Annotated in this window: 6 protein-coding genes; 4 read left to right on the top strand and 2 right to left on the bottom strand. The window is 60.2% G+C overall.

Annotated features, from left to right (window positions below; all coding sequences use genetic code 11):
* Positions 1-247 (bottom strand): transposase (locus B9Z45_RS09745; protein WP_146180858.1); only part of this gene is annotated, 247 nt, incomplete at its 3' end.
* A 29-nt stretch (positions 248-276) separates the two neighbouring features.
* Between B9Z45_RS09745 and B9Z45_RS09740 the strand changes: the two genes are divergently transcribed.
* From B9Z45_RS09740 to B9Z45_RS09730, 3 genes are all read left to right on the top strand, one after another.
* Positions 277-4041 (top strand): Ig-like domain-containing protein, encoded by a 3765-nt coding sequence (locus B9Z45_RS09740; RefSeq protein ID WP_199221877.1) that lies wholly within the window; start codon positions 277-279, stop codon positions 4039-4041.
* Between the two features lie 635 nt (positions 4042-4676).
* Complete coding sequence (locus B9Z45_RS17610) at positions 4677-5420, top strand: efflux RND transporter periplasmic adaptor subunit (RefSeq protein ID WP_370445826.1); 744 nt, start codon at positions 4677-4679, stop codon at positions 5418-5420.
* Between the two features lie 11 nt (positions 5421-5431).
* Positions 5432-7531 (top strand): HlyD family efflux transporter periplasmic adaptor subunit, encoded by a 2100-nt coding sequence (locus tag B9Z45_RS09730; protein ID WP_233252154.1) that lies wholly within the window; start codon positions 5432-5434, stop codon positions 7529-7531.
* Positions 7532-7542: 11 nt separating this feature from the next.
* On the opposite strand, the gene B9Z45_RS09725 is transcribed toward B9Z45_RS09730, so the two are convergent.
* Positions 7543-8481 carry an inositol monophosphatase family protein gene (locus tag B9Z45_RS09725; protein WP_108407016.1) on the bottom strand — a complete coding sequence of 313 codons (939 nt, stop codon included), beginning with the start codon at positions 8479-8481 and terminating at the stop codon, positions 7543-7545.
* A 148-nt stretch (positions 8482-8629) separates the two neighbouring features.
* Between B9Z45_RS09725 and B9Z45_RS09720 the strand changes: the two genes are divergently transcribed.
* Positions 8630-9361 (top strand): RNA methyltransferase, encoded by a 732-nt coding sequence (locus B9Z45_RS09720; protein WP_108407032.1) that lies wholly within the window; start codon positions 8630-8632, stop codon positions 9359-9361.
* The last annotated feature ends 11 nt before the right edge of the window (positions 9362-9372 follow it).

Here is a 9372-nt window from a genome sequence, read left to right as displayed (position 1 = left end):
CCTCGCAAGCCTCGTCGGCCAAGTTGAACCAGTGCTGCACAAAGTACATGCGCAACATACGCTCAAGTCCCACCGGCGGGCGACCATTGCCCGGCTTGGGGTAATGCGGCTCGATCACTTCGCATAGCGCATGCCACGGAACGATCTCATTCATTGTGGAGAGGAACACGTCGCGCCTGGTTGCGCGACGGTATTGTTCGAATCCGGCTCCTGCATCGGCCGCTAGGGCAAGGGTCTGTTGTTTCATCGACCTATAACGAAACAGCACCCAATGCGGTGGACTTATTCAGCGTAGCCCTAGACCAACTGGTGACCGTGCAGGTCGCCACGAGGCCGAGTATCACCATCAGCACGATTGCAGTCAATGATGTGATCAATGCCGGCGAGGCATCCAGCGTGGTCGCCATCAGTGGCACCACCAGCAACATCGAAAATGGGCGAACCGTGACGGTGACCGTAGACGGAAACACCTACACCACCACCGTGAGCAGCAATGCCTGGACACTCAACGTGCAGGTGCTTGATATTGCCAATTTTGAGGCCAGCGAGATGGTGACGGCTGACGTGAGCGATGTGGCAGGTACTCCAGCTACCCAGGCCACGCGCAGCATCGCAGTGGATACGACACGCCCCACGGCCACCATTGTGGTGGCTGATAACGCCTTGATTATCGGCGAGACCTCCCTGGTCACCATCACCTTCAGTGAAGCCGTCACCGGTTTTAACAACGCCGACTTGACGATCGCCAACGGAACCTTGTCCGCAGTGAGCTCCAGCGACGGTGGCGTCACCTGGACAGCCATGTTCACGCCGACTGCGGGCATTCAGGACGCCACTAACCTGATCACGATCGATAACACAGGAGTCTCTGATAGCGCGGGTAATGCCGGCACGGGAACAACAGACTCCAACAACTATGCGATAGACACCGTGCGCCCCACCGCCACCATTGTGGTGGCCGACAACGCACTGAAGATCGGCGATACCTCCCTGGTCGCCTTCACCTTCAGCGAAGTCGTCACCGGTTTTACCAACGCTGACTTGACGATTGCCAACGGAACCTTGACCAACGTGAGTTCAGGCGATGGCGGAATGACCTGGACAGCCACGTTCACGCCGACTGCGAGCATTGACGACACCACCAACCTCATCACGCTGAACAACACCGGGGTTACTGACGCGGCCGGCAATGCTGGCTCGGGCTCTACCAACTCCAACAACTACGCCATCGACACACTGCGGCCTACCGTCAGCATTGTGGTGGCTGATAACGCAATGAAGGTCGGTGAGACATCACTGGTCACCTTTACTTTCAGCGAGGCCGTTTCGGGCTTCAGCAACAGCGACTTGACGATCGCCAACGGTGCATTGACAGGCGTGAGCTCCGCCAACGGGGGGCTGACCTGGACGGCGACGTTCACCCCCACTGCGGGCATTGAGGACACCACCAACCTCATCACGCTGGAGAACACCGGGGTTGCTGACGCTGCGGGCAATGCTGGCACGGGTTCTACCAACTCCAACAACTACGCCGTCGACACACAGCGGCCTACCGTCAGCATTGTGGTGGCCGATAACGCAATGAAGGTCGGTGAGACATCACTGGTCACCTTTACTTTTAGCGAGGCCGTTTCGGGCTTCAGCAACAGCGACTTGACGATCGCCAACGGTGCATTGACAGGCGTGAGCTCCACCGACGGGGGACTGACCTGGACGGCGACGTTCACGCCCACTGCGGGCATTGAGGACACCACCAACCTCATCACGCTGGACAACACCGGGGTTGCTGACGCTGCGGGCAATGCCGGCACGGGTTCAACCAACTCCAACAACTACGACATCGATACACGGCGACCCACAATCTCGATTGCCAGCAGTAAAAGCAGCTTGATCAATGGCGAGACCGCTGTTTTGACCTTCACCTTGTCTGAGCCAGCGACAGACTTTTTGGAGGCTGATGTCACGGTGACCGGCGGGGCTTTGTCTGCCTGGACAGCAGTGAGTTCGTCGGTCTATACCGCCACATTCACGGCTGCGGGTGCCGCAGGCACCATCAGTGTGGCCGATACCCAATTCACTGACGCGGCAGGCAATGCCAATGCAGACGGAGTTGATGCCAACAACACGGTTAGCATCGGCTCAGACAATGTCCCCTCCACGATAGCGATCAGCAGCGACAAGGCCAGCCTCATAGCCGGTGAGACGGCGGTGCTGACGTTCACGCTGTCGGAGGCGGCCACGGACTTTATCGCGACGGATGTCACGGTGGCTGGCGGGGCACTGTCTGGCTGGACGGCAGTGAGCGGCACGGTGTACACGGCCACTTTTACGCCGGACGCCTCGAGCACGGCCAATGGCGTGGTGAGCGTGGCCAACACCAAGTTCAGCGATGCCGCGGGCAATGTGAACGCGGACGGCGCTGATGCCGACAACACGGTGACCATGACGGTCAATACCGTGATTATTTCGATCACAAATCTGACGGTGAACGAAGCCTCGCCTTACGGTGTATTCGAAGTCACCGGTGCAGCCAACCAGTTGACGAGTCTGGCACTGGCAGTGGGCACCAGCAACCCGGCCACAGCGGGTGGAACGGACTACAGCTTGGCCAGCGGGAGTGGCCTGAGCTACTCGACGGACAGCGGCGCGAACTGGACGAGCTACACCGGCGGCAACGTGGCACTCGATGCCAACGGCAAACTGCTGGTGCGCACGGCGCTTACCAACGATGGCACGAGCGACAACAACGAGACCTTCAAGCTGGTGGCGACCAGCACTGGCGGCACGGTTAGCACTGGCGGCGCGGCCACGATCAAGGACGATGGCACGGGTGCGATCTTCAAGAACGATGGCACCAATGACGCAACTGCTGTTCGCGATGACGACAGCCCCATCACCGTCACCGGCGGCAACTACAACGAAAACTCGCCCCGTGCCGTCTTCACGGTCAATGCCAACCCCGGCCAGTTGCTCACGCTGGACGTGCAAAACGCCGCGCAGGCTGGAAAAGCGCCGACAGGGGACAACGAGGGCAAGCCCAACGACTCGCTGGATACGGCGCCTATTTATTACTCGCTGGACGGCGGTGCCACCTGGCAGCTTTACACCGGGCCGGTGGCAGCGGGTACTGTGCCGGTCTTGGTGGCCATTGACATCACCAATGAGCGTGATGATGTGTATGAAGGCGAAGAGCAGCTCAAGCTGGTGGTGACTTCAGGTGGCCAGGCTACATCGGGCTTCTTGTCCATCTTTGACGATGGCACAGGCACGGTCACCAAGCCGATCACAGCCTTGTCCACCCTCGAGACGGGTGCGAATGATCTCGCTGTCACCAAAGACAATGACCAGCCCAAGCCCGCGCCGATTGTGTTGTCACCAGCAGCCACTGAGCCCAAGGCGGCTGCCGCTGCGGTCACGCCGTCAGATCAGTCCGAGTCAGCGACGCAGGTTTTCAGCTCAGAGCTTAAGCCCCTGGCACCCCGTTTGGTGCCCGTGGAGGCCCCTGTGCCCATTGGTGATATTTTGACCAGTTCGTCAGGCTTTCGCGTGGCGGTCAATGAAGCTGGATCACCAGGTCTGTTGCTGAACCGTGGCGTCACAGACCAGTTTGTCGAGGGCAATGGCAATTCAGCCAAGATATCACTGCCTTACGACGCGTTCATCCACTCCGACAAGGATGCGGTGATCAAGCTGGATGCCAAACAGGCTGACAATTCTCCGCTGCCGGGTTGGGTCCGCTTTGACCCGGCCACAGGCTCTTTTGAGGTGAACCCACCCAAGGACTTCAGGGGCAAGCTGGATTTGAAAGTGACCGCGATGGATGACGATGGCCGCGAGGCTGTGGCCCTGTTCCAGTTGTTTGTGGGTGACAAGCCCGCTGAACAAAAGCCACAAAGCCGCAACAGCCTGACCGAAAAGCTGCGTCTGGCAGGGCAGCGCCCCATCACCCTCATCAAGCTGGGTGGCGAGGTGACGACGCCTGCCCCGGCCCGTGAAGTGTCTGTGCGTGCCGCCGAAGTGCAAAGGGCCAAGGCTGGATGAGCAATACCCCGGTGGCAGTGACCGATGCTTGGGAGTCGTTGGCGCAAGTGTGGATCCTTTCACGCAGGGCGCGGCAGGCTGCCTCGGACCGTGAGTTGGCGTTCATGCTGGTCAACGACACGCAGGGTCTGGCGCACTACCGCCAAGCAGCCCTGTGGTTGCAGCAAGAGGGCGCTTACAGCTTGTCGGGTGTGGTTCAGATTGAGGCCAATGCGCCTTATGTGTTGTGGCTCGAGGCTGTCTGCACGCACCTCGCAGCGCAGGCCGGTGGGCCGAGCACCACGCTGACATCGGTCGATTTGCCGCCCCATTTGGCAGCGGAGTGGGCGCAGTGGTGGCCAACGCATGCTCTGTGGCTGCGCATGGACCGGCCGGGCAGCCCGGATGGCTCAGCTGGCTTGCTGCTGCTGCGCGATGAGCTTTGGCTTGATGCCGAGTTGTCTGTGCTGCGGGAATGGGTCGATGCGTGGTGGCACGCTTTCGAGGCCAAGCACAGCCCGCGCTTGAGAACCCTGCAGGCCTGGGGCGCAAGGGTTCGCCAGGTTTTTGAGCGCCAGCCCGGCAAGTCTTGGTGGCAACAAAACACCCTTCGCGCAGCGGGTTTTCTGCTGCTGGTGTTGCTGTTTCCGGTGCGCATGTCGGTGTTGGCGCCCGGTGAGTTGGTGCCTGCGAACCCCATGATCATGCGGTCACCTCTGGATGGGGTGATCGATGTTTTTCACGTGCAACCCAACCAGACTGTGCAAGCCGGGCAGCCCTTGTTCGGTTTTGACGAAGTCGTGATTCAGGCGCGGTTGGATGTGGCGCTGCAATCATTGGCCACTGCGGAAACCGATTACCGCCAGACCTCCCAAATGGCGCTTGCCGATGCCAAGTCCAAAAGCCAACTGGCGCTTTTGCAGGGCAAGGTGAACGAAAAACGCGCCGAGACCGATTACCTGAACGAACAACTGCAACGTGCCCGTGTGTTGTCGCCACAAGCCGGTGTGGTGTTGATGGATGACCCGGCCGAATGGATGGGCAAGCCAGTGGCGGTGGGCGAGCGCATTCTGCGCATTGCCGCCCTGGACGATGCCGAGGTCGAGGCTTGGTTGCCGCTGGCCGATGCGATCGATATGCAGCCGGGCGCCCCGCTCAGTCTGTATTTGAGCGCGAGCCCTTTGTCGCCGGTTTCGGCCACATTGCGCTACTTGGCCCACGATGCCGTGCAGCGCCCGGACGGCAATTTCGCTTACCGTGTGCGCGCCAGCCTGTCTGAGAAAACAAACCACCGTGTAGGGCTCAAGGGCACCGTCAAACTTCAGGGTGATTGGGTTCCGCTTTGCTATTGGGCCATGCGCCGCCCACTGGCCACTGCGCGTGCTTACCTGGGGCTTTGAGCAGCATGGGCTTGCCACGTTTGCGCGACGAGCTGGATTTGCTGCCAGGTGCCAGCCTGGCCGATGGCCAGCCAAGCTGGACTTTGCATGATCCGGTGCGACACCAGTTTTACAGAATCGACTGGCCCACGTTCGAAGTGCTGCAGCGCTGGGAACTGGACGCCCCGCAGGCCATTGCCGATGCGGTATCGCAGGCCACCACCCTGGCCTTGTCGGCCGAGGACGTGGTGGCGGTGGTCGATTTTTTGGTGGCGCATCAACTGGTGCAGCCTGAAGGTGCTGATGCGCCTGCCAAGATGGCGGCGCGCCTGGCCCAGATGCAGGGCACCCCGATGAACTGGCTGCTGCACCACTATCTGTTTTTTCGGGTGCCCTTGGTCAGGCCTGATGCATGGCTGAGCCGGTGGCTGCCTGTGGCCAATTTGTTTTTTACACGCAGCTTTGCCTGGATCACGGCGGCCGCCTTGGTGTGGGGCTTGTCACACGTGGTGCGTCGGCGGGAGAGTTTCAGTGCCTCGCTGGTGGACACCTTCAACCTGGATGGCTTGCTGGCTTATGGCGTGGCCCTGTTTTTGGTCAAGCTCTTGCACGAGTTGGGCCATGCCTTCACCGCCAAGCGTTTTGGTTGTCGGGTTCCGGCGATGGGCATTGCGTTTTTGGTGATGTGGCCGGTGGCTTACACCGACACCAACGAAACCTGGCGCCTGACCGACCGCATGCAGCGCCTGAAGGTGGCATCGGCTGGCATCCTGACCGAGTTGGTCATTGCGGCGTGGGCCACCCTGGCCTGGGCGCTGTTCCCTGAGGGGGGCATCAAGTCGGCCGCCTTTGTGTTGGCCACCACCAGTTGGATCGCCACACTGGCCATCAATGCCAGCCCCTTCATGCGCTTTGACGGTTATTTCATCTTGATGGATGCCCTGGACATGCCCAACCTGCACGGGCGCAGTTTTGCCATGGCCCGCTGGAAGCTGCGGGAATGGCTGTTTGGTTTGGGCGATGCGCCGCCGGAGCATTTCAAGCCCCTGCAGGCCAAGGCCTTGATTGCATTTGCATTGGGCACCTGGTTGTACCGATTGGTGCTGTTTCTGGGCATTGCGTTGTTGGTGTATTTTTACTTTTTCAAAGTCCTGGGCATCTTTTTGTTTCTGGTCGAAATCGTCTGGTTTGTCTGGTTCCCGATCCGGTCTGAGCTCAAGGTCTGGAAGGCGCGTTGGCCTGACATTCGACAGCAACCGAAGTCTAGGCAAACTGTCTGGGTGGTTTTGTTGGCACTGGTGCTCATGCTGGTTCCATGGCCTGGCCGGGTCACAGCCAGCGCGTTGCTGCGCCCCGCTGAGCAATGGCCCGTGTTTGCACCTTCTGGAGCCCGGATTGAGGCATTGCCATTCAAGGAAGGTGCCCGCGTGGGTGAGGGCGATCTGATCATGTCGCTGTATGTGCCGGACTTGGTGGTCAAGCGGGCCGCTTTGCAGGCCCGTCTGGATCAGCAACGCTGGCAGGCAGCGGCGTCTGGGCTGGATGAAGAATCGCGCAAGCGCCTGCTGGTGAACCAGGAAAGCCTGTACACCGCTCAGGCGGAATTGGCAGGTGCGGATGCCGAGGCTTTGCAATTTGCACCTCGTGCGCCCTATGCCGGAACGCTGAAAGACGTGAACCCTGATTTGCGAGTGGGGCAGTGGGTGTCGCGCAAGGAAAAACTGGGCACCTTGATCAAGGCCAACAGCCCTTGGCTGGTGGAGACCTGGCTGGACGAAGACGCCGTGCAGCGCGTGCGTGTAGGCGATGCGGCCTATTTTTACAAAGACAGTGCCAGCGGGGTCATGTTGCGCTTGACGGTGGCATCGGTCGATCAAGACGCTTCCAGGGTCTTGCCCAAACCAGAGCTGGCGGCGCAGTGGGGAGGCCACGTGTTGTCACGGGACAAAAACAACCAGCTCATTCCGGAGCGGGCCATTTACCGGGTGAGTCTGAAAGTCGAGGACGCACAGGCCCAAATTTTTGATCAGGCCGTGCGTGGCCAGATCACATTGCACGCCAGTTGGGAGGCGCCTGCATCGCGCTATTTCCGACAGGCCTTGTCGGTGTTGATGCAAGAGTCCGGGTTTTGAAAATGAGGCGCTTAAAACGGGGCGTCTTTGGGTTCTGAAGCCTGGACCTGGTCTGCAGTGACATCGGCCTCTTCGTTGGCTGAGCTGCGCTCGCGGCTCAGGGTCTCGACCGCGGCCTGCACGGCGGTTTTGTCGGCCACGCTGGCGAACTTGCTGAATTTGCCCAGGATGCTGACCAACTGGCCATAAATGCGGGGGGCACCGGCCAGGCATTCTTTTTGTTCCAGAAAGTCCGACTCGCCTGTGAAGTTGCCGATCAGGCCCCCGGCTTCGGTGACCAGCAACGAGCCCGCAGCCACATCCCAAGGGGACAGACCTGTCTCGAAAAATCCATCTGTAAACCCTGCAGCCACATAGGCCAGGTCGAGGGCGGCTGAGCCTGGACGACGAAGGCCTGCGGTGCGTTGCATCACATCGCCCATCATGCGCAGGTACTGGTTGAAGTTGTCACCCTTGCGGAAGGGGAAACCGGTGGAAATGATGCATTCCTGCAAGCGGATGCGCTTGCTCACGCGCAGGCGGCGGTCGTTCATGAAAGCGCCGCGGCCTTTGGTGGCGGTGAACAGGTCGTTGCGGGTGGGGTCGTAAATGACGGCTTGCTCGATCTTGCCGCGCACTTGCAGGGCAATGCTCACGCAATAAACCGGAAAGCCGTGGATGAAGTTGGTGGTGCCGTCCAGCGGGTCGATGATCCAGATGTGGTCAGCGAGCGGGTTGCCGAATTCGCGGCCCGACTCTTCGGCCAGGATGCCGTGGTCGGGGTAGGCGGTGAGCAGGGTCTCGATGATGATTTTTTCGCTCGCGTGGTCAACTTCGGTGACGAAATCGTTGACCTGCTTTTGCGAGATGCGAACCGCTTCAACGTCGAGCGCGGCGCGGTTGATGATGGCGCCAGCGGCGCGCGCAGCCTTGATGGCCACGTTGAGCATGGGGTGGAGATTGGACGACATAAATTGTGTGAAGAACCAGACAGACAGCCGCACGATCACGGTGGCGAAGGCAGCATTTTCTCATGAAACCAGGGGTGCCTTGTCGTTTTCGAGTCAGAGTTGCTGCAGGGTGCGCGATGCGGGTGGGTTCAGCATGGACAATCGGGGGATGAAAACGCGATTCATCCTGATAGAAACCAGCCATGCTGGCAATGTGGGTGCCGCTGCCCGTGCCATGAAAGTCATGGGCTTTGACGACCTGGTGCTGGTGGCACCGCGCTGGCCGAATGTGCTGCGCAAGGAAGAAACCATTCAGCGGGCCAGTGGGGCCAACGATGTGCTGGCCAAGGCCCGTGTGGTGGAAACGCTCGACGAAGCGCTGGACGGTGTGACCCATTTGTGCGCCACGGCGATGACGCCGCGTGACTTTGGCCCGCCCACCCGCACGCCGCGCGAGCATTTTGCCCAGTTGACCCAAGCCGGTGCGCCCGAGCAATGCGTGGCATTCTTGTTTGGCTGTGAGCGCTTTGGCATGAAAAACGAAGACGTTTACCGCTGCCATGTGGCGTTGTCGATCCCGACCAACCCCCAGTTTGGGTCGCTCAATTTGGGCTCGGCCATTCAGGTGCTGGCCTACGACTGGCGCGTGGCTTTGGGCGGGTTCCCGGTTCAAGACGGGGTCTTGCCCGCAGACAAGGCCGATGCGCAACAGGTCGCAGGCATGCTCAGCCATTGGGAGCAGGCATTGACCGACCTGGGTTTTCTGGACCCTGAAGCGCCCAAAAAACTGATGCCCCGATTGAACCAGTTGTTCAACCGGGCTGATCTGAGCCCCGAAGAAATCCACATCCTGCGCGGGGTGGCAAAAGCCATGATCCAGACGGCCAGCGCCAAGCGATAGACTCGGTGCTT

The organism is Limnohabitans sp. 2KL-17 (genome assembly GCF_003063415.1).
GTDB lineage: Bacteria > Pseudomonadota > Gammaproteobacteria > Burkholderiales > Burkholderiaceae_C > Limnohabitans_A.
The sequence above is the reverse complement of the archived record's forward strand: the minus strand, read 5'-3'. Positions and strand labels throughout refer to the sequence as shown.